At 71.5% G+C, this 23176-nt stretch carries 16 protein-coding genes and 1 pseudogene; 5 read left to right on the top strand and 12 right to left on the bottom strand.

Going from position 1 to position 23176, the window contains the following annotated elements; genetic code table 11:
- The first annotated feature begins 122 nt into the window (after positions 1 to 122).
- The 5 genes and pseudogenes from AAC944_RS29760 (at position 123) to AAC944_RS29740 (ending at position 7685) form a co-directional block, all read left to right on the top strand.
- The gene (locus AAC944_RS29760) at positions 123 to 1781 is read left to right on the top strand and encodes a thiamine pyrophosphate-binding protein (RefSeq protein WP_030622213.1); all 1659 of its coding nucleotides are present in this window, start codon (positions 123 to 125) and stop codon (positions 1779 to 1781) included.
- Between the two features lie 260 nt (positions 1782 to 2041).
- Positions 2042 to 3265, top strand: a pseudogene (gene frc, locus AAC944_RS29755) (formyl-CoA transferase); the annotation flags it as partial.
- A 207-nt stretch (positions 3266 to 3472) separates the two neighbouring features.
- Positions 3473 to 5608 carry an acetate--CoA ligase family protein gene (locus tag AAC944_RS29750; RefSeq protein WP_030622216.1) on the top strand — a complete coding sequence of 712 codons (2136 nt, stop codon included), beginning with the start codon at positions 3473 to 3475 and terminating at the stop codon, positions 5606 to 5608.
- Positions 5609 to 5720: 112 nt separating this feature from the next.
- A complete protein-coding gene (locus tag AAC944_RS29745; RefSeq protein ID WP_030622218.1) occupies positions 5721 to 7088 on the top strand; it encodes an OFA family MFS transporter in 1368 nt (455 codons plus the stop codon).
- Between the two features lie 9 nt (positions 7089 to 7097).
- Positions 7098 to 7685: a GNAT family N-acetyltransferase gene (locus tag AAC944_RS29740; protein WP_051872269.1), complete on the top strand. Its 588-nt coding sequence runs from the start codon at positions 7098 to 7100 to the stop codon at positions 7683 to 7685.
- 21 nt (positions 7686 to 7706) lie between these two features.
- Here AAC944_RS29740 and AAC944_RS29735 read toward each other — a convergent pair whose 3' ends face one another.
- The 12 genes from AAC944_RS29735 to AAC944_RS29680 form a co-directional block, all read right to left on the bottom strand.
- Complete coding sequence (locus AAC944_RS29735; protein ID WP_030622222.1) at positions 7707 to 8096, bottom strand: chorismate mutase; 390 nt, start codon at positions 8094 to 8096, stop codon at positions 7707 to 7709.
- 144 nt (positions 8097 to 8240) lie between these two features.
- Complete coding sequence (locus tag AAC944_RS29730) at positions 8241 to 9311, bottom strand: sugar phosphate isomerase/epimerase family protein (protein WP_030622224.1); 1071 nt, start codon at positions 9309 to 9311, stop codon at positions 8241 to 8243.
- A gap of 20 nt (positions 9312 to 9331) precedes the next feature.
- Positions 9332 to 10762, bottom strand: a complete 1431-nt coding sequence (locus AAC944_RS29725; protein ID WP_030622226.1) for an alkaline phosphatase family protein — start codon at positions 10760 to 10762, stop codon at positions 9332 to 9334.
- Positions 10759 to 12015, bottom strand: coding sequence for a metabolite traffic protein EboE (gene eboE / locus AAC944_RS29720; protein ID WP_030622229.1), 1257 nt, complete (start codon positions 12013 to 12015; stop codon positions 10759 to 10761). The genes AAC944_RS29725 and eboE overlap by 4 nt, the downstream gene beginning before the upstream one ends.
- Positions 12016 to 12030: 15 nt before the next feature.
- Complete coding sequence (locus AAC944_RS29715) at positions 12031 to 12879, bottom strand: TatD family hydrolase (protein ID WP_030622230.1); 849 nt, start codon at positions 12877 to 12879, stop codon at positions 12031 to 12033.
- 5 nt (positions 12880 to 12884) lie between these two features.
- Entirely contained in the window at positions 12885 to 13709 is an 825-nt protein-coding gene (locus AAC944_RS29710; RefSeq protein WP_368396503.1) for an EboA domain-containing protein, read from the bottom strand.
- On the bottom strand, positions 13703 to 15019 hold the full coding sequence (locus tag AAC944_RS29705; RefSeq protein WP_368396502.1) for a sugar phosphate isomerase/epimerase family protein: 1317 nt from the start codon (positions 15017 to 15019) through the stop codon (positions 13703 to 13705). The genes AAC944_RS29710 and AAC944_RS29705 overlap by 7 nt, the downstream gene beginning before the upstream one ends.
- Positions 15016 to 15972 carry an SCO3242 family prenyltransferase gene (locus AAC944_RS29700; RefSeq protein WP_030612640.1) on the bottom strand — a complete coding sequence of 319 codons (957 nt, stop codon included), beginning with the start codon at positions 15970 to 15972 and terminating at the stop codon, positions 15016 to 15018. The genes AAC944_RS29705 and AAC944_RS29700 overlap by 4 nt, the downstream gene beginning before the upstream one ends.
- Before the next feature lie 545 nt (positions 15973 to 16517).
- Positions 16518 to 17837, bottom strand: a complete 1320-nt coding sequence (locus AAC944_RS29695; RefSeq protein WP_078888475.1) for an inositol-3-phosphate synthase — start codon at positions 17835 to 17837, stop codon at positions 16518 to 16520.
- 135 nt (positions 17838 to 17972) lie between these two features.
- Positions 17973 to 19352 carry a ThuA domain-containing protein gene (locus tag AAC944_RS29690; RefSeq protein ID WP_051871632.1) on the bottom strand — a complete coding sequence of 460 codons (1380 nt, stop codon included), beginning with the start codon at positions 19350 to 19352 and terminating at the stop codon, positions 17973 to 17975.
- A 162-nt stretch (positions 19353 to 19514) separates the two neighbouring features.
- The gene (locus AAC944_RS29685; protein WP_030612648.1) at positions 19515 to 21968 is read right to left on the bottom strand and encodes a PQQ-dependent sugar dehydrogenase; all 2454 of its coding nucleotides are present in this window, start codon (positions 21966 to 21968) and stop codon (positions 19515 to 19517) included.
- Positions 21969 to 22157: 189 nt separating this feature from the next.
- Positions 22158 to 23165: a sugar phosphate isomerase/epimerase family protein gene (locus tag AAC944_RS29680; RefSeq protein ID WP_030612662.1), complete on the bottom strand. Its 1008-nt coding sequence runs from the start codon at positions 23163 to 23165 to the stop codon at positions 22158 to 22160.
- Positions 23166 to 23176: the final 11 nt, after the last annotated feature.

The raw sequence follows: 23176 nt of genomic DNA, 5'->3' as shown, positions 1-23176 counted from the left end.
AGTCCGCCGAGTCCTCTCAGCCTGCTTCTGAGCCCATCTCCCGGCCTACCTCCCGGCCCACCTCCCAGTCCGCCCCCCGATCCGATGGGTCCGCCCCTCCCTCCCCGTCCACCCAAGACCTCATTTCCGGAGGTCATCTCGTCGCCAAGGCGCTCAAGGCGGAGGGAGTCGAGGTGATCTACACGCTCTGCGGGGGGCACATCATCGACATCTACGACGGGTGTGTGGACGAGGGCATCGACGTCATCGACGTACGGCATGAGCAGGTGGCGGCGCATGCTGCTGACGCGTATGCGCGGATCACCGGTAAGCCGGGGTGTGCCGTGGTGACCGCCGGGCCCGGTACCACCGATGCGGTCACCGGGGTCGCGAATGCGTTCCGGGCCGAGTCGCCGATGCTGCTGATCGGCGGGCAGGGGGCTCACACGCAGCACAAGATGGGGTCGCTGCAGGATCTGCCGCACGTGGACATGATGGCGCCGATCACCAAGTTCGCCGCCACCGTGCCGGACACCGCGCGCGCCGCCGACATGGTGTCGATGGCGTTCCGCGAGTGCTTCCACGGGGCGCCCGGGCCGTCGTTCCTGGAGATACCGCGCGATGTGCTGGACGCGAAGGTGCCGCGGGAGAAGGCGCGGGTGCCGAAGGCGGGGCAGTACCGCGCCTCGACGCGGTCGGGCGGCGATCCGGACGCCGTCGAGAAGCTGGCCGATCTGCTGATGCACGCGGAGAAGCCGGCGATCCTGCTCGGGAGTCAGGTGTGGACGACGCGCGGGACGGACGCCGCGGTGAAGCTCGTACGGACGCTGAACGTTCCCGCCTACATGAACGGTGCGGGGCGTGGGACGCTGCCGCCCGGCGATCCGCACCACTTCCAGCTGTCGCGGCGGTACGCGTTCGCCAACGCCGACCTGATCGTGATCGTCGGGACGCCGTTCGACTTCCGTATGGGGTACGGGAAGCGGCTCTCGCCCGACGCGACGGTCGTGCAGATCGATCTGGACTACCGGACGGTGGGGAAGAACCGGGACGTCGATCTGGGGATCGTGGGGGATGCCGGCCTGGTCCTGAAGCAGGTGACCGAGGCGACGAGCGGTCGCGTCAACGGGGGTGCGGTCAAGCGGAAGGCGTGGCTGGATGAGCTGCGCGCCGCCGAGCAGACGGCGATCGGGAAGCGGCTGCCGCAGCTGCGGTCCGATGCTGTGCCGATCCATCCGTACCGGCTGGTCAGCGAGATCAACGACTTCCTGACGGAGGACTCGATCTTCATCGGGGACGGTGGGGACATCGTCACGTTCTCCGGGCAGGTCGTGCAGCCCAAGTCGCCGGGGCACTGGATGGATCCGGGGCCGCTGGGGACGCTCGGCGTCGGCGTGCCGTTCGTGATGGCGGCGAAGAAGGCGCGGCCGGACAAGGAGGTCGTGGCGCTCTTCGGGGACGGTGCGTTCTCGCTGACGGGGTGGGATTTTGACACGCTGGTGCGCTTCGACCTGCCGTTCGTCGGGATCGTCGGCAACAACTCCTCGATGAATCAGATCCGTTACGGGCAGCGCGCCAAGTACGGGGACGCGCGGGAGCGGGTCGGCAACACGCTCGGGGACGTGCCGTACGACCAGTTCGCGCGGATGCTCGGCGGTTATGGCGAGGAGGTCCGCGATCCCGCCGATATCGGGCCGGCGCTGCGGCGGGCGCGCGAGTCCGGGAAGCCGTCGCTGATCAACGTCTGGGTCGATCCCGACGCGTACGCCCCCGGAACGATGAACCAGACCATGTACAAGTGAACATGCAGGTGAGGAGCCCTGTCATGGCCAAGGATCGAAGCGACCGAACGGCCGGGGACCGGAACGATCGACCGGCCGGGGTCCGACGTGACCGAACGGCCGGGGAGCGGAACGACCAACCGGCCGGGGTCCGACGTGACCGAACAGCCGGGGGCCGGAACGACCAACCGGCCGGGGACCGGAGCGGCCGACCGGCTGGGGACCGGAGCGACCGACCGGCCCAGAACCGGAGCCGCCGGTCGGCCGAGGAGCGCCCGGGGAAGGCTCTCGCCGGCGTGCGCGTCCTCGACATGACGCACGTGCAGTCCGGCCCGTCCGCCACTCAGCTGCTCGCCTGGCTGGGCGCTGACGTGGTCAAGCTGGAGGCGCCGAGCGGTGACATCACCCGCCGGCAGCTGCGCGACCTGCCCGACGTCGACTCCCTCTACTTCACGATGCTCAACTGCAACAAGCGGAGCATCACGCTCAACACCAAGACCGAGCGCGGGAAGGAGATCCTGACGGAGCTGATCGGGCGCAGTGATGTGATGGTGGAGAACTTCGGGCCGGGCGCCGTGGACCGGATGGGGTTCTCCTGGGAGCGGATCCAGGAGATCAATCCGAGGATCGTCTATGCCTCCATCAAGGGGTTCGGCGAGGGGCCGTACACCAAATTCAAGGCGTACGAGGTGGTGGCACAGGCCATGGGCGGATCCATGGCCACGACCGGCTTCGAGGACGGGCCGCCGCTGGCCACCGGGGCGCAGATCGGCGACTCGGGGACCGGGGTGCACGCGGTGGCCGGCATCCTCGCCGCGCTGTACCAGCGCGAGCACACCGGGCGGGGCCAGCGGGTCAACGTGGCCATGCAGCACGCCGTGCTGAACCTCTGCCGGGTCAAGCTGCGCGATCAGCAGCGGCTGGCGCACGGGCCGTTGGCGGAGTATCCGAACAAGGACTTCGGCGACGAGGTACCTCGCTCGGGCAATGCCAGCGGTGGCGGGCAGCCGGGGTGGGCCGTGAAGTGCGCACCCGGCGGGCCGAACGACTACGTGTATGTGATTGTCCAGCCCGTCGGCTGGCGGCCGATCACCTCCCTCATAGGCCGGCCCGAACTGGCCGACGATCCGGAATGGGCGACACCGGAGGCCCGGCTGCCCAAACTCGGCAAGATGTTCCAGCTCATCGAGGAGTGGAGCAGCACCCTGCCCAAGTGGGAGGTGCTGGAGCGGCTCAACGCCCACGACGTCCCGTGCGGACCGATCCTGTCGACGAGGGAGATCGTCGAGGACGCGTCGCTGGCCGAGAACGGCATGGTCGTCGAGGTCGAGCACCCCGAACGCGGTCGTTTCACCACGGTCGGCTCCCCCTTGAAGCTGTCCGACTCCCCCGTCGACATCGAGCGCTCGCCGCTGCTCGGTGAACACAACGAGGCGGTGTACGTCGGCGAGCTCGGGCTGGGTGACGAGGAAGTGGCACTGCTCAGGGCGGACGGGGTGATCTGACCGATGGCGCAGCAGAGCACAGGAACCACGGCGCAGCAGGGTACTGGAACCATGTCAGAGGGCGCAGGAACCGTGGCAGCAGGCGCAGGAACCGTGGCAGCGAGCGCCGGAGCCAGGGCAGCGGGCACGGCCGCCGTGGCGGACGTGGCCCAGGACGCCGTGACGGACGCGGACCAGGACACCGTGACGAACGCGGACAGGAACGCCGTGGCGGACGTGGACAAGGAGGCCGTGCGGGCCGTGCTACGGGCCGCGCGCGCCGAGGGGCGGAGCGCGCTCACCGCTCCCGAAGGCAAGCGGATCGCGGACGCGTACGGGATTCCGACGCCGGCCGAGGGGCTGGCGGAGTGCGCGGACGAGGCCGTCGCGCTGGCGGACCGGATCGGGTTCCCCGTGGTACTCAAGATCGTCTCGCCGGACATCCTGCACAAGACGGATGCGGGCGGGGTACGGGTGGGCCTGGGTTCGGCGGCGGAGGTGCGGGACGCCTTCAGTGCGATCGTGAGCAATGCCAGGGCGTACGACCCGGCGGCGCGGATCACCGGCGTGCAGGTGCAGCAGATGGTGCCCGCGGGCGGCCAGGAAGTGATCGTCGGGGCGGTCACCGATCCGACGTTCGGGAAGGTCGTGGCCTTCGGGCTCGGTGGCGTGCTCGTGGAGGTGCTGAAGGACGTCACCTTCCGGCTGGCGCCTGTCTCGCGGGCGGACGCCGAGTCGATGCTGGACGGTATCCGGGCGGCGGAGGTGCTGCGCGGCGTACGGGGCGGGCCGCCCGTGAACCGCGACGCGCTGGCCGGACTGCTCGTCCGGGCCTCCCACCTGGCCGCCGACTTCCCGGAGATCGCGGAGGTCGACCTCAATCCGGTGTTCGCCTCGGCGGACGGCGTGCTCGCCGCTGACGTGCGCGTACTGCTCGGTGCCGGTCCGGGCACGGCGCGCCGGCGGTACTCGCGTGCGGAGATCCTCGGTGCGATGCGGCGGCTGATGCGGCCGCGGTCCGTGGCGGTCGTCGGGGCCTCCGGCGAGCCGGGGAAGATCGGCAACTCGGTGATGCGCAACCTCATCGACGGCGGCTTCCCCGGGGCCATCCATCCGGTGAACCCCAGGGCCGACGACATCCTCGGCCGGAAGGCGTACCGGACGGTGCTGGACGTACCGGGTGAGGTGGACGTGGCGGTCTTCGCGATCCCCGCGAAGTTCGTGCCCGCGGCTCTGGAGGAGGTCGGCAGGAAGGGGATTCCGAACGCCGTGCTGATCCCGTCGGGCTTCGCGGAGACCGGCGAGCACGCGCTGCAGGATCGCATCGTGTCGATCGCCGAGGAGCACGGCGTACGTCTGCTCGGGCCGAACATCTACGGCTACTACTCGACCTGGCAGGACCTGTGCGCCACCTTCTGCACGCCCTACGACGTGAAGGGGCCCGTCGCGCTGACCTCGCAGTCCGGAGGCATCGGCATGGCGATCCTGGGCTTCGCCAGGTCCACGAAGACCGGCGTCTCGGCGATCGTCGGGCTCGGCAACAAGTCGGACGTGGACGAGGACGACCTGCTCACCTACTTCGGCGAGGACGAGAACACCAGGTGCATCGCGATGCACCTGGAGGACCTCAAGGACGGCCGGGCCTTCGTCGAGGCGGCGCGGGAGACCGTACGCAAGAAGCCGATCGTGGTGCTCAAGGCGGGGCGCACCGGCGCGGGGGCACGGGCCGCCGGCTCGCACACCGGCGCGCTCGCGGGCGATGACGCGGTGTACGACGACATCCTGCGGCAGGCGGGCGTCATCCGGGCGCCGGGCCTGAACGACATGCTCGAGTACGCGCGGGCGCTGCCGGTGCTGCCCACACCGCGCGGGGACAACGTCGTCATCATCACCGGCGCCGGCGGCTCGGGGGTGCTGCTCTCCGACGCGATCGTGGACAACGGGCTGTCGCTGATGGCGATCCCGGACGACCTGGACGCGGCTTTCCGGCGCTTCATCCCGCCGTTCGGCGCGGCGGGCAACCCGGTCGACATCACCGGCGGCGAGCCGCCTTCGACCTATGAGGCGACGATCCGGCTGGGCATGCGGGACCCGCGCATCCACGCGCTGGTGCTGGGTTACTGGCATACGATCGTCACCCCTCCCATGGTCTTCGCCGAGCTAACGGCCCGCGTCGTCGCGGAGTTCCGCGCCCAGGGAATCGAGAAGCCGGTGGTGGCGTCGCTCGCCGGGGACACCGAGGTCGAGGAAGCCTGCGCGTACCTCTTCGCGCGCGGCGTGGTCGCGTACCCCTACACCACCGAGCGCCCGGTCGCGGTGCTCGGCGCGAAATACCGCTGGGCCCGGGCCGCGGGGCTGCTGTGAGGCGCCCTCTACATCCCGAGTCCTGTGCATCCATCCAGCTCGTCTGCATCCGTCCAGCTCATCTGCATCCATCCAGCTCGTCCGTATGTGACCGACAGGGAGGCGAAGTGAGATGACCGCCGAGGAGATCACGGCCCCGCGACCAGGACGGGTACGTGACATCACCGACGAACAGGGAAGGGTCTACCGGGTCGGTGCCACGGACCGGGAGATCCTCGGCTATCCGCGCTGGACCATGGTGCTGCTCCCGTGGGTGGCCATGATGGGGATCAGCGTGTTCGAGTACGCCTACGGTGCCGCCGAAGCGACGCTCTCCGAAGCACATCACTGGAGCCACACCGGCACGTTCTGGGTGCTGAGCGTATGGGTCTTCTTCCAGGCGGCGGTGGCCTTCCCCGCCGGCCGGCTGCGGGAGAAGGGCTTACTTTCCAGCCGGGCGGCCATGCTGACCGGCTCGGGCCTGGCGCTGCTGGGCTTCGTCAGCCTCGCGCACGCCCCGTCCATCTGGTGGGCGATCGCCGGCTTCGGTGTGCTCGGTGGCACCGGCTCCGGCCTCGTGTACGCCACGTGCATCAACACGGTCGGCAAGTGGTATCCGGAGCGCCGGGGCGGCAAGACGGGGTTCGTCAACGGCGGCTTCGCCTACGGGGCCGTGCCCTTCATCTTCCTCTTCTCGTACGGCTTCGACGCCGGGAACTACCGGCAGGTGCTCGACCTGGTGGGCCTGTACGTCCTGCTGGTGACGGCGGTGGCGGGGATGTTCTTCAAGGACCCGCCGAAGAACTGGTGGCCGGCGCACGTCGACCCGCTCGCACGCCCCACTCAGGGGCGTACCGCGCAGGCACTGCGCAAGAATCCGCCCGCCGCGGGCCAGTTCACGCCCCGCGAGGCGATACGTACGGGCATGCTGCCCCTCATGTGGGCCTGCCTGCTCTGTACTGCGGGCGTCTCCATCTTCGGCATCTCCTTCCAGGTGCCGTTCGCCAAGGACGTCGGATTCGGTCCCCTTGTCGCGGCGTCCTCCATGGGCATCATGTCCGTCGTCAACGGCACCGGGCGCGGTGTCGTGGGCTGGCTCTCGGACCGCCTCGGGCGCCGGGTGACGCTCACGTACGTGTGCCTCGTCCTGGGGCTCGCCCAGTTCGGCGTCCTGTGGGCCGGTGAGACCGCCGACGAGCCGCTGTTCCTGGTCTTCGCCTTCGTGTCCGGCTTCGGCGGCGGCGCGTTCTTCCCGCTCTTCGCCGCCCTTGTGCCGGACTACTTCGGGGAGAACAACAACGCCTCCAACTACGGCCTGGTCTACAGCTCGAAGCTGGTCTCCGGGCTGATCGGCGGCGGCCTGGGCGCTGCGGTGGTGGCGTCGTGGGGCTACGAGGGCGCGTACGCGACGGCCGGCTGTGTGGGGCTGCTGGCGGCCGGGCTGTCGCTGTTCCTGAAGAGGCCTGCGAACCGGCCCGGGGTGACGGTCCGCGCCCCCTAGGCTCTCCGTATGAGTGTACGAGCCAGTGACCTGGAACCGACCGGACCGTTCCCGCCCGGTCTCACAGTGCGGCATCCGCGCCCCTCGGACCACTCGGTGCTCCAAGGGGCGCTGACCGACTGGTGGGGCGGTCAGGGCGGCGAGGCAGGCGCCCAGCAGCGCCGTCTTCTGGTGCCCCGGCTGTTCCTCCAGCACTTCTCGGAGACGAGTCTCCTCGTGGAGGAGCCCGGCCCGGCGGGCTCGGAGGGCGAGACGCCCGGCGGAGCCGATGGGGCCGTGCTACGGGCGTTCCTCATCGGCTTCCTGTCCCAGACCGACCCGGGGACGGCGTACATCCACTTCGTGGGTGTGCACCCGGAGGCGCAGCGCGGCGGCCTGGGCAGCGCCCTTTACCAGCGCTTCTTCGACATCGCCCGCGGCCACGGCCGGTCCCGCGTACGCTCCGTCACCAGCCCCGTGAACCGGAACTCCATCGCGTACCACGCCCGGATGGGCTTCCGGATCGAGCCGGGCGACCGTACGGAGGACGGTGTGGCGGTGCACTCGGACTACGACGGCCCGGGGCTGGACCGGGTCTCCTTCGTGCGGGACCTGTGACGGCCGTGCCCGGTGACGGCGTCAGACGTTCTTTTCTTCCGCTTCCGCTTCCGCGTTCTGTGCGATCGCTTTGTGGTGCCGGACGACCTCTTCGATGATGAAGTTGAGGAACTTCTCGGCGAAGGCCGGATCGAGTCTGGCGTCCTCGGCGAGCCGGCGCAGCCGGGCGATCTGAGTGGCCTCGCGGGCCGGGTCGGCGGGCGGCAGGCTGTGCCGGGCCTTGAGCTCGCCGACCTGCTGCGTGCACTTGAAGCGCTCGGCGAGCAGGTGCACCAGCGCGGCGTCGAGGTTGTCGATGCTGCCGCGCAGGTACAGCAGCCGCTCCCGCGCCGCCTCGTCCGATACGGAGGCCGCGTGGGAGCGCGGGTCTCCGCCGGCCGTGGTCGGCACCGCGGGCGTCCACTCGCTCATGTCGTGTCGCCAATCTGGGTCGGGTAGTGCGTGATCGTGGGGCACACTACCCGGCCCGGACGAGGAGTACGTAAGGGACGGAACCGCGGTCTCACGGAGTGGTTCGTCCGGAGCGGCGGTCGGCCGTGTGACGCGCGGGCCCGGCTATCCCCGCAGGCGGCGGAGGTGGGAAGCGGAGCGGCGGGCGGTGGTGAGGGAGCCTGCGGGGTTGACCGCGGGGTCCACGGCGTCGTCACGTTCGACGAGCCAGTTGTGGTACTTCCGGCCGGGGAGGCGACCCACGCGGCTGATGAAGCGCCGGTAGTCGATGTCGCCGTCGCCCACGTCGACCATCCGGTAGCCGTCGCGCTCCGCGTCGTCGTGCTCGCCGTCCTTCACATGGAAGAGCGGGTAGCGGGCCGGGTCGGCGAGCACGTAGTCGAGCGGCTCGAAGGGCGCGGGAGTGCCGTCCGGACGCCTGGAGAAACGGTACTGGGCGACGTAGGCCCAGTAGATGTCCATCTCCAGCCGTACGAGGTCGGGGTCGGTCTCCGCCAGGAGTACGTCGTAGAGCCGCACCTTCGGGTTGTCCGTGGCGAAGGCGAACTCCTCCGCGTGATTGTGCTGGTAGAAGTGCATGCCGCGGGCCTTCGCCGCCGCTCCGTAGGTGTTGAAGTCCTCGGCGGCGCGCTTCCAGCCGTCGACGGTGTTCCCGTAGCGGTTGGGCCCGGACGCCGTGCCGACGTACGGCAGGCCCAGGGCCTGGGCGTCGTCGAGCACCTTCGTGAGGTTGGTGGCGAAGGTGTAGGCGTTCGGATCGGACGAGTAGTAGCCCACATGGCTGCCGATGCCGCGCAGCCCGTTGTTCCTCATCAGGCGCTTCAGCTGGGCCAGGCTGATGGGCCCGGCCGAGCCCTGCGTGTACCCGGCGAACTCCACCTCGTCGTACCCGTAGCGGGCCAGCTCTTCGAAGACTCTGGCGAAGCCGAGGGTCGAGGTCTTGTCGCGGAGTGTGTAGAGCTGGATGCCGAGGCGGCCGGGCGGGACGACGGGGCGGTGGCCGTGCGCGGTGGCGGGCCCGGGCCGTCCGCCGGACTGTGCGGCCTGTGCCTGCGAGGCGCCGAGGACGGCTGCCGCGGTGGCGCCGGCGGCCACGCCGAGGAACCCGCGGCGGGCGAGGGTGCGGGCGAGCTCGGGGTGGCGGGAGGTGCGCGGGTTGGGAACGTCGCTGGTCATTGCGGCTCCAGAGTGGATTGTCAGTGCCGTGCGGCAAGCTTGAGGAGCAAGGACTTCACGTCGGTCGCGGCGAAGGGGGTGGTGAGCGTGCCTGCGGTGGAGCAGATCAGGACGGGCCCGTCGTCCTCGTGGTCCGGGATACGTCCGTGACTGCCGCGCACGGGCTCGGGGTCGAGGGGGACGACGGCCATGCGGTAACGCATGCCGGTCTTCTTGCGGGCCAGCGCGGTGGCGGCGCGTAGCCGTACGTAGGGGTCGCGCGGGTCCATGAAGAGCTCGGCGGGGTCGTAGCCGGGCTTGCGGTGGATCTCGACCAGGCGCGCGAAGTCCGGTGCGCGCTCGTCGTCGAGCCAGTAGTAGTACGTGAACCACGCGTCGGGATCGGCGACGGCGACGAGTTCGCCGGCGCGCGGGTGGTCCAGTCCGTGCTGCTTCTTCCCCGCGTCGTCGAGGAGTTCGGCGATTCCCGGCAGGTCCGCCAGGGCCTCCCGGGTCGCGTCGAGGTCTTCGGGACGGCGGACGTAGACGTGCGCGATCTGGTGGTCGGCGACGGCGAACGCACGGGACGCGGTCGGGTCGAGGTACTCCATCCCGTCCTGGGTGTGTACCTCCAGCAGACCGGCGCGGCGCAGTGCGCGGTTGATGTCGACGGGGCGGCGGGCGCGGGTGATGCCGTACTCGGAGAGGGCGACGACGGTGACGCCGGCCGAGCGGGCGTCGTCGAGGAGGGGGGCTATGACGGTGTCGAGTTCGGCGGCGGCCGCGTGCGAGCGGGGGTCGTCGGGTCCGTACCGCTGCAGGTCGTAGTCGAGATGCGGAAGGTAGCTGAGGGTGAGGTCGGGGTGGCGAGTACGCAGGAGATGACGGGTGGCTTCGGTGATCCACCGGGAGGAGGTGATGGAGGCCGTGGGCCCCCAGTAGGTGAAGAGCGGGAAGGGACCGAGCAGTTCGGTGAGTTCGTCGTGGAGGGCGGGCGGCCGGGTGTAGCAGTCGGGTTCCTTGCGGCCGTCGGCGTAGTAGATGGGCCGAGGAGTGACGGTCCAGTCGACGTCCGCGCCCATGGCGTACCACCAGCAGACGTTGGCGACGGTGTAGCCGGGGTGGGCGCGGCGGGCCGCGTCCCAGAGTTTGTCGCCGCCGACGAGGGCGTTGTGCTGCCGCCAGAGGTGCACCTCACCCACGTCACGGAAGTACCAGCCGTTGCCGACGATGCCGTGCTGGGAGGGCAGTGCGCCGGTGAGGAACGTCGACTGGACGGTGCAGGTGACGGCCGGCAGGACGGTACGCAGCGGTACGTACGAGCCGCCTGTCGCCAGCGCCTTGAGGTGCGGCATGTGGTCGAGGAGCCGGGGGGTGAGGCCGACGACGTCGAGGACCAGGAGGGGCTGCGGCGGTGACGCGTCGGCCGGGGGCTCCGCGGTGGCGCCGGTGCTGCTCTCGTGCGCGGTCATGGCAGTTCCTTGAGGCCGAGGTCGGTGAGCAGGTCGCGGGCGAGGGCGAGTTCGGCGGCGATGCCGTCGGCGAGCCGGGCGCGGGTGCGCGGTCGCAGCTCGGGCGGCAGGGCCTGCCAGGTGTAGGTCTCGACCTCCAGGTGATGGGTGCGTGGCGGTGCGGCCGGGCCGACGAGGCGGGCGAGGGTGTCCTGGAGTACCGGCAGGGTGGAGGTGAGCGGGGGCTGCGGCGGCGCGTGGAGCGGCACGTGGAAGTGGGCACGCCAAGGCGTCCCGGTGGGCAATCCGGTGGGCAGGCCTAGCGCCCCGTCGTCCCCTTCCTGGCCGAGGGCTCCGCCTTCCTGGCCGGGGGCTTCCTCTCGCCGGCCGAGGGCTTCGTCGAGGTCGTCCGTGGCGAGGAGCACGCCGTCGGCGGTCCGGGTGCGGGCCTGGTGCAGGAAGCGTGGTTCGGCGAAGGCGGCGAGCGCGGCCCGTACGTCGGCACGTTCGGGGTGCTCGGCGTGCAGGGCGGCGGACAGCTGGCTCTTGACGACGGGGATGCCCGCACGGTCCAGCGCGTCCAGCGCCGGCCCCGGTTCTTCGAAGGAGGTGGCCAGATGACAGGTGTCGACGCAGACACCGATGCGGTGGGCGGGGACGCCTGGCTCACCGGTCAGGGCGTCGAGGGCATCGGCCAGGGTCTCGACCGTGCAGCCCGGCTCCGGCTCCAGGCCCACGCGGACGCTGCGGCCAGTGGTGTCCTGAAGCGCGTCCAGGCGCGCGGCGAGCGTGCGCAGCGCGTCCAGTGCGGTCGTGCGCCGGTGGTCGTCGAAGTTCGTACGCCAGGCGAGCGGAAGGGTGGAGATGGTGCCCTCAGCGACGTCGTCGGGCAGCAGCGCGGTGAGCAACCGGGCGAGATCGGCGGTGTATTCCAGGCGGGCCGGTTCGGTCCAGTCCGGGCGGTACACCCGGTACTTGACGTCGCTGTCGCCGAACCCTTCGTACGGGAATCCGTTGAGCGTGACGACCTCCAGGCCGCGCGAGTCCAGCTCCTTGCGCAGGAGCCGGAGCGCCGAGGGGTCGACGGTCAGCACGCGGGCCGCGGCGCGGGCCAGCCACAGGCCGATGCCGAGCCGGTCCCGGCCGAGCCGTTTGCGTACGGGCTCGCAGTGATCGCGGAGTTGGGCGAGTACACCGTCCAGGGTTTCGGCTGGATGGACGTTGGTGCAGTACGCGAGGTGGACGGTGGAGCCGTCGGGGTGCCGGAAGCGCATCGGTCCGCCGCCTCCTCATTCCCCGCCGCGGAGGATGGAGTTGCCCTCGTGCAGGGCGCCGGGGTCGGCGATGTCGAGGTTCAGCCGGCCGCTCTGGCCGTAGAACGCGACGGGGTTGCGCCACAGCACCTGGTCCACGTCGTCGTCGGAGAAGCCGGCGGCGAGCATGGCCTCGCCGACGTGACGGGTCTTGAGCGGGTCGCTCCGTCCCCAGTCCGCCGCGGAGTTCACGAGCACCCGCTCCGTGCCGTGCACGCGGAGGATCCGCACCATCCGCTCCGGGTCCATCTTGGTGTCCGGATAGATGGAAAAGCCCAGCCAGCAGCCACTGTCAGTGGCGTCCCCTACGGTTGTCTCATTGAGATGGTCCAGGACGACGCGATCGGGGGGCAGGTCGGATTCGCGCAGGACGTCGAGGGTGCGTTTGAGCCCGGCGGCCTTGTCGCGGTGGGGGGTGTGGACGAGGGCCGGGAGGCCGTGGTCCACGGCGAGTTGGAGCTGAGCGGCCAGGGCATTGTCCTCGGCCGGGGTCATCGAGTCGTAGCCGATCTCGCCGACGGCGACGACCGAGTCTTTTACGAGGTAGCGGGGCAAGGCGTCGAGGACGGGGGTACAGCGGGGGTCGTTCGCCTCTTTGGGGTTGAGCGCGATGGTGCAGTGATGGGCGATGCCGTGCTGGGCGGCCCGGAAGGGCTCCCAGCCGAGAAGGGAGTCGAAGTAGTCGAAGAAGCTCGCCGGTGAGGTCCGTGGCTGTCCCAGCCAGAAGGCCGGCTCGACGAGGGCGCGCACGCCCGCCGCGTACATGGCCTCGTAGTCGTCGGTGGTACGGGAGGTCATGTGGATGTGCGGATCGAAGATACGCATCGGGGTTACGCCTCCTCGGAAGACGGGATGGCGGACGGGCCGGTGGAGGGACCGGCGGACGGGCCGGCGGGTGCGCCGGCAGAGAGGGGGGACAGCTGGGTGAGAGCGAGAACGCGCGGGAGATCGTCGGGTACGGGACGACCGGCCGAGGTGCGTTCACGGGCGTAGTCGCCGAGCATGCGGGCGAGTTCGGCGTCACCGCGGGAACGTTCGGCGAGACCGGTGACGGCGTCCACCGACACGCCGGTGAACAGGCACTTGAGTACGGCGTGCCGCCAGGCGTGCGCATCGAGGTGCTGTGCGGCGTACGGGCCCACGGCCGCGGCGACCAGCCGCGTGTCGTTCGTCCGCAAGGCGTCCTCGACGAGCGGCAGGCCGTCCCGGCCCTCCGTACCCAACGGCAGCTGCGGCAGTGCGAGGAGCACGGCCCGGCGTTCGGCGGCCGTGCCGTGCTCGTACAGCCGGGTGACGGTGGCGCCGTCGGCTCGGGCGGCGCACAGGATCAGCACCCGCGCGACCTCGGCGGCCTCCGGGTCGGCATGATGCGGCGGTTCCCTCCGCACGCAGTGCCGCCCGGCGGACGCGAACCGCATCTCCCATACGGGAGGGGTGGATGGCCTCGGGGCGGGGCGGGCCGGGGTGACTTCGGTGTCGGCGCCCGCGGGGGTGACTCCGGCGGTGGGGGCGGTTCCCACGGGGGATGCGGCTCCGGTGGCGTGGGCGGTGGCTTCGGCGAGGGCCTCGTCCAGCCAGGCGCGGGCACTGCCACCGAGGCGGTCTCGGAGCGCCTTGTCGAGACGAGCGACCCAGGCGTCGTCGGGGGTCAGCACGGGACACCTCCGTTGCGGCCGGCGGGGGCGGCCGGGTGCCCTGGCGGTCGCACTGGGGCTCCCGCGGCCGGGGCCGACCCCGGGGCTGGGGCCGACCCCAGGGCTGGGCTCGGGGCCGATTCCGAGGGCGGGGCCGATTCCGAGGCCGGGGCCGTTTTCGAGGGCGGGGCTGGCTCCGTCGCCGGGTCCGGGCCCGCGGCTGGGGGCGGGGGTGGGGTCGAATTTGGGGGTGGGGCGGCGGAGTTGGGGAGGTGGGAGCGGAGGTAGTGGAGGGAGGTGCGGGCCTGGGTGGGGCCGGCGTGGGAGTGGCGGGGGAGCTCGACGCTCACCAGGCCCTGGTAGGCGGTATCGCGGAGGGCGGCGAGCACGGGCGGGAAGTCGATCTCGCCGTCCCCGAAGGGGAGGTGCTCGTGGACCCCACGGCGCATGTCCTCCAGCTGGACGTGCCGGGTCCAGGGGGCGGCGGCACGTACGCAGTCGGCGGGCGGCAGCGGTTCCAGGCACTGGCAGTGGCCGATGTCCAGGGTCAGCCCGAGTACGTCCGGGTCGGGCGCGCCCATGAGCGTACGGAGGCGGTGGAAGCCGGCGAGGTCGGAGAGGAGGTGGCCGGGTTCTGGTTCGACGGCGAGCGGCAGGCCGGCGTCGGAGGCTGCCTCGGCTACCGGGGCCAGGGCGGCGGCCAGGCGCTGCCAGGAGTCGGGGTCCGGGCTGCCGGGGTCGCGTACGCCGCTGAAGCAGTGGACGGCGGTGGCGCCGAGGTCCGCGCCGATGCGGACGGCGGTGCGTAGGAGGGCGGCGCGGGCCGCGCGGGCTTCCGGGTCGGGGTCGATGAGAGTGGGGTGGTGTTTGCGGCGCGGGTCGAGTACATAGCGGGCGCCGGTCTCGATGGCGACGGCGAGGTTCGTGGCCCGTAGCGCTTCGGCCACTCGCGCGGTGCGGGCGGCCAGGCCCGGGGCGAGGGGGTCGAGGTGCATGTGGTCGAGGGTGAGCGCGACGCCGTCGTAGCCGAGATCGGAGAGGAGGGAGAGGGCGTCGGTCAGGCGGAGGTCGGTGAGGCCGTTGGTCCCGTAAGCGAGGCGTAGGGGTCGTCGCGGGGCGGGAGTGGCGGATGCCGAGGGGGCGGCGAACGTCGAGGGGACGGCGGACACCGAAGGGACGGCGGACACCGAAGGGGCGATGGACGCCGAAGGGGTGACGGACGCCGAGGGGGTGGGGAGGGGCGAGGGCGACGCGTCCGGAGGTGTGGACTGGGCCGGGGGTCGTAGGGGGCGGGTGGCCTCGGCAGGGGGCCGCGGGGGTGTGGGGGTCATGTCGGACTGACCTTCCGGGACAGGCGACGGGCGACGGGGATGAGCGCGAGCACCGCGGCTCCGGTGGCCGGGGCACCGGCTCGCGCGGCGAGGGCCGCCTGTAGCGGGATCATCGCGCGGATGCCGCCGCCGACGGCCCGCTGGAGGAAGTGGGGCGAGGGGTTGAGCGTGGCGACGAGGAGGGGGCGGGCGGCGGTGGCGGCGTACCCGGCCGCGAGGAACCGGGTCACCAGCGCGGTGGAGGTGGGCCGTGTGGAGGTGAACCGTGTGGGAGTGGGCCGTGTGGGAGCGGGGGCGGTGGCAGGGGGCTTGGTGGCTGGGGGTGAGCCCGGGGTTCGGAGGTGGAAGGGGGGACGCGCCGCTGTGGTGTGGGCGAGGGCGGTGACGGCGGCCAGGGAGAGAAGGGGCAGGGAGGAGGAAGAGCCTTGGGCCTCGCGGCGGGAGACCGTGGTGATGGTGAGTGTGTGGGCGCCGAGCAGAGCGGCTGCGGGGAGGGCGTGAAGAGCGGCAGGCCGTGCGGGAGAGCCGGGGTCGGTGGTGGCGATGGCGCCTTGGAGGAGGTCGAGGGTGCGGGCGCAGGCCATGGCTGTGGGACCGGCGGGGGTGTTCTTGAGGTACAGGTCGTAGGCCCAGACGGTGGCGGCCAGGGCGGTGGCGGTGGCCAGGGCCGGGCGGCCGGCAGCCGCCGCGCACGCCAGACCGGCAGCCGTCAGGCCGCCGGCTGCGGCGAGTGCCGCGCCGGGGGCGATGCGGCCTGAGGGGATGGGGCGCTGCGGGCGTTCCAGGGCGTCGATGTCGCGGTCGGCCCAGTCGTTCAGGGCCATGCCGGCTTCGTACAGGAAGAGGGAGGAGAGGGTGGCAAGGGCGGTACGGGAGTTGGGGCGCAGACCGGCTGCCGCGGCACCGGCGAGGAGGTCGCCGGGGACGCTGGCCGGCGCCGAGACGCGGAGCAGCTCCGCCCAGTCGCGGAGGGGGTGGGAGGGCTGCCGTGGCTCCTCGCCGGCTTGTCCTGTCGGCCCGTTGCCGGGTCGGGCGGCTCGCCGGACGGTTCGCCGGGCGGCTCGCCGGGCGGTTCGCTGGGCAATTCGCCGGGCAGCTCGCCGGGTCGGGGTCCGGGCCGATGCCGAGACCGGGGCCAGGCCCGAAACCGGGACCGAGGCCGGAACCGATGCCGAGGTCGAGGTCGAGTGCGGGGTGGCGTCCGACCCGGTGCCGCCGTCAGTCCCGGTGCCGCCGTTAGTCCCAGTGCCGCCGTTAGTCCCAGTGCCGCCGTCCGCCTCGGCTGCCGGGTCGGCATGGGCGTGGGTGCCTCGAAGCCAGCCGCTCAAGCGGTCCCGATGGCTCGAGCGGTTTCGACGGCTCAAGCGGTTCCGGCGGCGTGTGCGGCCCCGGAAGGGGCCGGTGCCGTGGGGTAGGCCGCCGGGGGTGTTCAGGTCGGTCATGCGGTGGCGGGGAGGGGTGGAGGGGCGGAGGAAGTTCGGGAGGGGCGGGAGGGGGATCATGCTTGGGCCTCCCGCAGGCGGGCGGCGAAGGTGGTGGTGAGGGCGGTGTACTGGTCGGCCAGGGCGGCCGGGCCACCGTCCGGGTCCTTGAAGTAGAAGCCGAGCCCGGGGAGCGGGCCGCTGAGGCCGGCCGCGTGGGCGGCAGCCACCAGGCGGGCCAGGTCGAGGACGAGCGGGGCGGCGAGGGCCGAGTCGCAGCCCTGCCAGATGGTCTGGAGGATCACCCGGCTGCCGAGGAAGCCGTCGACGGCGATGTGGTCCCAGGCCGTCTTCCAGTCGCCCAGTGCCGGGACGTTGTCGATGTGGAGGTCGCCGGGCGGCAGTTCGCCGAGGGTGTCGCGGAGTACGGCGGCCTTGCCCGCCTCCTTCGCGGCGGCCGCGGCCGGGTCGGCGAGTGCCGCGCCGTCTCCGCCGCCGAGCAGGTTCGTGCCGGACCAGGCCCGTACGGTCAGCGCGCGCTGCGCCATCATCGGGGCGAGGACGGAACGCAGCAGGGTCTGGCCGGTCTTGCCGTCGCGGCCCGCGTACGGGAGGCCGCTGCAGCGGGCCATGTCCCGGAGGAGGGGGTGGTGCAGGCCGGTGGAGGGGGTGAAGTTGACGTACGGGCAGCCGGCACGGAGTGCGGCGAGCGCGTAGAGGGAGCTGGTGGGGAGGTGGTCAGTGGGCGGCCGCTGCCCGCGCGACGGCGCCGGGTCCGGCCGGCCGGTGCCCGACTCACCGGAGCCCCACTGCCCGGTGCCCGACTCGCCGGAGCCCGGCTGACCGTCGTCCGACTGCCCCACATCTGCCTGGCCGGAGACCGGTGCCGGTAGGGCTTCCGTGGAGGCGACGTTGATGACGATCACGCGGTCCAGGGCGTGGGTGCGGCGGAACGTGCGCAGGTCCGTCGCGAAGGCGGCCACCAGGGCGTCGTCGTCGCGGGTGTCGCCCGGCATCGGGCCGCCGGGGCGGATCTCGGCGTCGGCGGCGGCGAGTTCGGCCTGTACGGAGCGGGGCAGGCCGTGCGGCAGGACACCACCGGCGGCCAGCTGTTCGGCGCGTTTCGGCAGCGGGCAGGAGGTGATGTCGTGGCCGCCGAACACCAGGGAGGCGAGCGGTGGCAGCGGGACGCCGGCGAAGGCCGCCGTCTCGGTGATCATGCCCGTCGGCTCGTGCAGGCCCGCGGCGAGTGCCGCGCAGCCGGCGACGACGGTCGTGGCGACCGAGCCCCGCGCGCCGATCAGCCACACCCCGGTGCGGCCACCACCCGAGCCGGTCCCATCTCCCGCATTCGTACCAGCCGCACTCGTACCAGCCGCACCCGTATCCGTACCCATGCACCCTCCCACATCCGTGCCCGAAGCGCCGTCCCTGCGCGCGTACCTACGCCGTCCCTGCGCCGTACCTGCGCCGTACCTGTCGGAAGTCCCGCCCTTGGCCGAAGCTCAGCCGTCAGGCAGCAGCCCGCCTCCTCACCCCAGCGGCTTGATCCGGATGTGCCGGAACGCGACCTTGTCCTCGGGGCCGTGGTTCTGGATGCCGAGGTAGCCCTGGCGGAGGGAGCGTGCCGGGTCGCGGTTGGTGAAGTCGTTGATCTTGCGACCGTTGAGGAACACCTTCAGGCGTTCGCCCTGGACGCGGATCTCGTAGGTGTTCCACTCCCCCGGCGGGTTCAGGGCCGCGTCCCTGGCCTTGATGTCCGCGGCCTTGAAGCCGTAGACGGAGCCGGTGGTGTGGTCGGGGGTGTCGGTGGCGTCGATCTGGATCTCGTAGCCCTTGTTCACCGCGGACCAGGGGTCGTCGGAGGCCGGGAAGCCGACGTAGACGCCGGAGTTGTCGTCCCCGGACTCGCTCGCCATCTTCCAGTCCAGCTTCACCGAGTACGCCTGCTGCTCCTTGGCGGCGTACCAGAGCATGCCCATGCCACCGTCGGAGGTGAGCGTCCCGTCGTCCTCGTTCAGGGTGAAGGAGCCGGGGCCCGCCTGCTTCCAGCCCTCCAGGCTCGTCCGCGTACCGTCGAAGAGCGGCGTGTAGCCCTGCTCCGGGCGGCAGTCGGCCTGGGCGAGGCCCGCGGCGTAGCGGATGCCGCCGAGGAGGTGGGTGCGGAAAGCTGGGTCGGCGTAGGACTCCTTGGTGTGGCCGGCGCCGGTGTAGAAGGCGCGGCCGCCGCGGTACTCCTGGCACCAGGCGAGCGGGTGGTCGTCGCCCATCGTGCCGCCGGTGTACGTCGTCTCGTCGAGGGTGGCGAGGACGTGGGCCCGCTCGCGCGGGTTGGTGCGGTAGTTGTACCACTCGTCGGTGCGGTCCCAGGCCGCCGCGAGGTGTGCGGTGGCGGGGTGGGCGCGGTCCTCGACGCGTACGGTGGCGGGCTGGATCGCCGGGTGCGACTGGAAGTAGGCGCCGGCCAGGCCGCCGTAGAAGGGCCAGTCGTACTCGGTGTCGGCCGCCGCGTGCACGCCTACGTAGCCGCCGCCCGCTGCGATGTACTTCTCGAACGCGGCCTGTTGGGTGGCGTTGAGGACGTCTCCGGTGGTCGACAGCCACACGACCGCGTCGTACCGGGCGAGGTTGCCGGGCGTGAAGGCGCCGGCGTTCTCCGTCGCGTCGACGGCGAAGCCGTGCTGCGCGCCGAGGTCCTTGACCGTGGCGATGCCCTCGGGGATCGAGTCGTGGCGGAAGCCGGCGGTCTTGGAGAAGACCAGGACGCGGGCGCCGTCGGCCGCCGTCCCGCCCGGTTGCGGTGCGGCGGCGCCGGGCAGCGCCGTCGTGGCGAGCAGGGCCGCGGCGGCGGCAGCGGTGACGCCGAGCCGCCGTACGGCCTGCCGTCTCGCGGTGGACTGGTGCGGGTGCATGTGCGGAGTCCTTCCTCCAGCGGCGGGGGGGTGGCTGGGCAAGGGGCCGCTGAGCGGGTGTGTTCAGGTGAAAGGCCGCTGAGCGGGTGTGATCGGGTGAGGGGCGGACGCTACGGGTGGTCCGCCCTACGGGTGGTCCGCCCGCCCCTCACCGGTCGTGCGCTACTTCGTCGTGATCTCGAAGTCGTCCACGTCGTACAGCGCTCCCGTGCTGCTGCCCTTGAAGACGAGGTAGAGCGTCGTCGTCCCGGCGGGCGGCTTGGCGATGGCGGTGCTGACGTCGGTGTACGTCTCCCAGCCGCCGGTCACCGGCACCTTGGCGGTGCCGAGCAGCCTGCCGTCGGGCTTGCCGCTGCGGACCTCCAGCGTGCCGCCGGCGCCGGCCGAGGCGACCCGCGCGGTCAGCTCGGTGGCGTTGGAGACGATGTAGGGGGTGAAGCCGATCCAGTCGCCGTTGTGGATGTCACCGACGGTCTTGCCGCCGTGTGCCGGCGTGTGGTCGACCGCCTTGACGCCCTTGGACGTCTTGAAGTGCTCGGCCTGGCGGTGCTTGGGCTGGGTGACGTTCTGGTCGTGAGTGGTCAGCGCGGGCTGGCCGTTCGCGCCCTTGTCGGTGTACTCGGCGTCGAAGACACCGAAGATGTTGGCGTTGGGGTCGTGCTCGCCGTCGGCCAGCGTCTGGATGGTGCCCTCGCAGCCGTTGGCCGAGGTCACGGCGTGGCCGTGGTTGTCGTGGCCGAGGATGTGGGTGACGGTGACCTTGGAGCAGTCGATCTGCCCGTCCTCGGGGTCGGTGACCTTGACCTTGAAGGGCACCTTGTCGCCGAAGGTGAAGAGCTGTCCGTCACCGGGGAGTTCGAGCGTGACCTTGGGGGCGGTGTTGCCGACGGTCAGGTGGACGCTGGCCGAGCCGGTGCGGCCGGAGGAGTCCTTGGCGGTGACGGTCGCCGTGTAGGTGCCGTTCTTCTTGTACGTGTGGGCGGGGTTCTGCGCCGTGGAGGTGGCGCCGTCGCCGAAGTCCCAGGCGTAGGTGAGCGCGTCACCGTCCTGGTCGGTGGCGGTCGCGCTGAACTTCGCCTTCAGGGGCGCCTGGCCCGAGGTGCGGTCGACCTTCGCCTCGGCGACCGGCGAGTGGCCGTCGGTGGCGTTCTCGATGCGGTACAGCGCGGAGTGCTCGTCGCCGCCGAACCAGCTCAGCCCGTAGTCCAGCACGTACAGCGCGCCGTCCGGGCCGAAGGACATGTCCATGATCTGGGTGCCGCTCCAGGGGACCGGGTTGATCGACTGGACCTTGCCGTCGGCGTCCTGCTCGATCCGCTTGATCCACTGCCGGCCGAACTCCCCGGCGAAGAAGTCACCGTCGTAGGACTCGGGGAACTTCACCTTGGAGTCCGACGCGGCGTCGTAGCGGTAGACCGGGCCGGCCATCGGGGACTCCGAGCCGCTGCCGAACTCCGGTACGGAGTCGTTGTCGTACGGGATCCAGGCGGGCTGGGCCGGGGGCAGGTCGGTCAGGCCGGTGTTGTGCGGCGAGGTGTTCTTGGGCGCGGCGCAGTCGAAGGGCTCGCCGGAGGTGCCGGTGGCGAAGTCGTAGTCGACGTAGGCGTCGTTGTCGCCGGTGCAGTACGGCCAGCCGTAGTTGCCGGCCTTGGTGACACGGGCGAACTCGACCTGGCCGGCCGGGCCGCGGGTGGGGCTGGCGGCGCCAGCGTCGGGACCGTAGTCGCCGACGTAGACGATGCCGGTGGTCTTGTCGACGCTCATCCGGAAGGGGTTGCGGAAGCCCATGGCGTAGATCTCTGGCCGGGTCTTCTCGGTGCCGGGCGCGAAGAGGTTGCCCTCGGGGATGTCGTACGAGCCGTCGGCGTTGACCTTGATGCGCAGGATCTTGCCGCGCAGGTCGTTGGTGTTGCCGGAGCTGCGCTGGGCGTCGTACGCGGGGTTGCGGTCGGCGCGCTCGTCGATGGGCGTGTAGCCGTCGGAGGAGAACGGGTTGGAGTCGTCGCCGGTGGAGAGGTAGAGGTTGCCCTGCGCGTCGAAGTCGATGTCGCCGCCGACGTGGCAGCAGGTGCCGCGGGAGGTGGCGACCTCCAGGATCTTCTTCTCGCTGGCGGTGTCCAGCGTGCCGTCGGCCTTCAGGACGAAGCGGGAGAGACGGTTCACGCCGTCGAACTTGGCGAAGTCGGCGGCGGTGCCGTTGTCCGGCGCGTCGCCCGCGGGGGTGTCCAGCGGGGGCGCGTAGAAGAGGTAGATGAAGCGGTTGTCCTTGAAGCCGGGGTCGACGCCGACGCCCTGGAGGCCCTCTTCGTCGTGGGTGTAGACGGGCAGCTTGCCGGCGACCTTGGTGTCACCGGCGGCGTTGGTCAGCCGGAGCGTGCCGTCGCGGGAGGTGTGCAGGACGGAGCGGTCGGGGAGGACGGCGAGCGACATGGGCTCGCCCACCTCCGCCGCACCCTTGGCGAGGGTGACCTGCTGGAAGTCCTCGGCGAGCGGGGCCGCGTCGGCGGCCGGGGCGGCGACCGAGGGGGTGCTGCCGAGCGAGAGCGAGCCGGCTGCGAGCAGGCCGCCGGCGAAGAGTGCGAGTGCGGAGCGGATTCTGAGACGTCTTCTGTGCACGCGGTGCCTCCCGGGCGGGTCGATTGCCGTGCGGTGGGCGGTGCTGGGGAGTTCAGTGCGCTGTGCGAGCCGTCATGTACGTGTACGTGACACAAGAGGCGAAGGTAGTCGCATCGGCTCGCTACGGATAGACCTTTGCAGTCGCTGGTACGTACTTCTGCCCGCAGAAGGACAAAGAAGGGCGAGCTGTCAGCTGTCCGAGCTGCCGAACGCCGCGTCGAACGACGCCGTCGGCGGCTCGTAGTCGTACGCCTTGAGCCTGGTCAGCGCCTCGGGAGCGCCCTGCCGGCGGTCCATGCCCGCGTCCTCCCACTCCACCGACACCGGCCCGTCGTAGCCGATCGAGCGCAGCATCCGGAAGCAGTCCTCCCACGGGACGTCGCCGTGCCCGGCCGAGACGAAGTCCCAGCCGCGCCGCGGGTCGCCCCAGGGGAGATGGGAGCCGAGCCGGCCGTTGCGGCCGTCCAGGCGCTTCCTGGCCTCCTTGCAGTCGACGTGGTAGATCCGGTCGCGGAAGTCCCAGAGGAAGGCGACCGGGTCCAGGTCCTGCCACACGAAGTGGGAGGGGTCGAAGTTGAGGCCGAAGGCGGGCCGGTGGCCGACGGCTTCCAGGGCCCGGTGGGTGGTCCAGTAGTCGTACGCGATCTCGCTCGGGTGGACCTCGTGGGCGAAGCGGACGCCTTCGGCGTCGAAGACGTCGAGGATGGGGTTCCAGCGCGTGGCGAAGTCCTCGTAGCCGCGCTCGATCATCGCCTCGGGGGCCGGCGGGAACATGGCGACCAGGTGCCAGATCGACGAGCCGGTGAAGCCGATGACGGTGTCGACGCCGAACGCGGCGGCCGCGCGCGCCGTGTCCTTGATCTCGGCGGCGGCGCGCTGCCGTACGCCCTCGGCCTCGCCGTCGCCCCAGATGCGGGCGGGCAGGATCGCCTCGTGGCGCTCGTCGATGATGGCGTCGCAGACCGCCTGGCCGACCAGGTGGTTGGAGATCGCCCAGCACTTGAGGCCGTACTTGTCGAGCAGCGCGTGGCGCGAGTCGAGATAGGCGGGGTCGGCGAGCGCCTTGTCGACCTCGAAGTGGTCGCCCCAGCAGGCGAGTTCCAGCCCGTCGTAGCCGAAGTCGCGAGCCATGCGGCAGACCTCCTCCAGAGGGAGGTCTGCCCACTGACCGGTGAAGAGAGTGAACTGGCGTGGCACGGTACGGGACC

Source organism: Streptomyces sclerotialus (assembly GCF_040907265.1).
Lineage (GTDB): Bacteria > Actinomycetota > Actinomycetes > Streptomycetales > Streptomycetaceae > Streptomyces > Streptomyces sclerotialus.
Note: the sequence above shows the minus strand (reverse complement) of the source record. Positions and strands in the feature narration are given on the sequence as shown.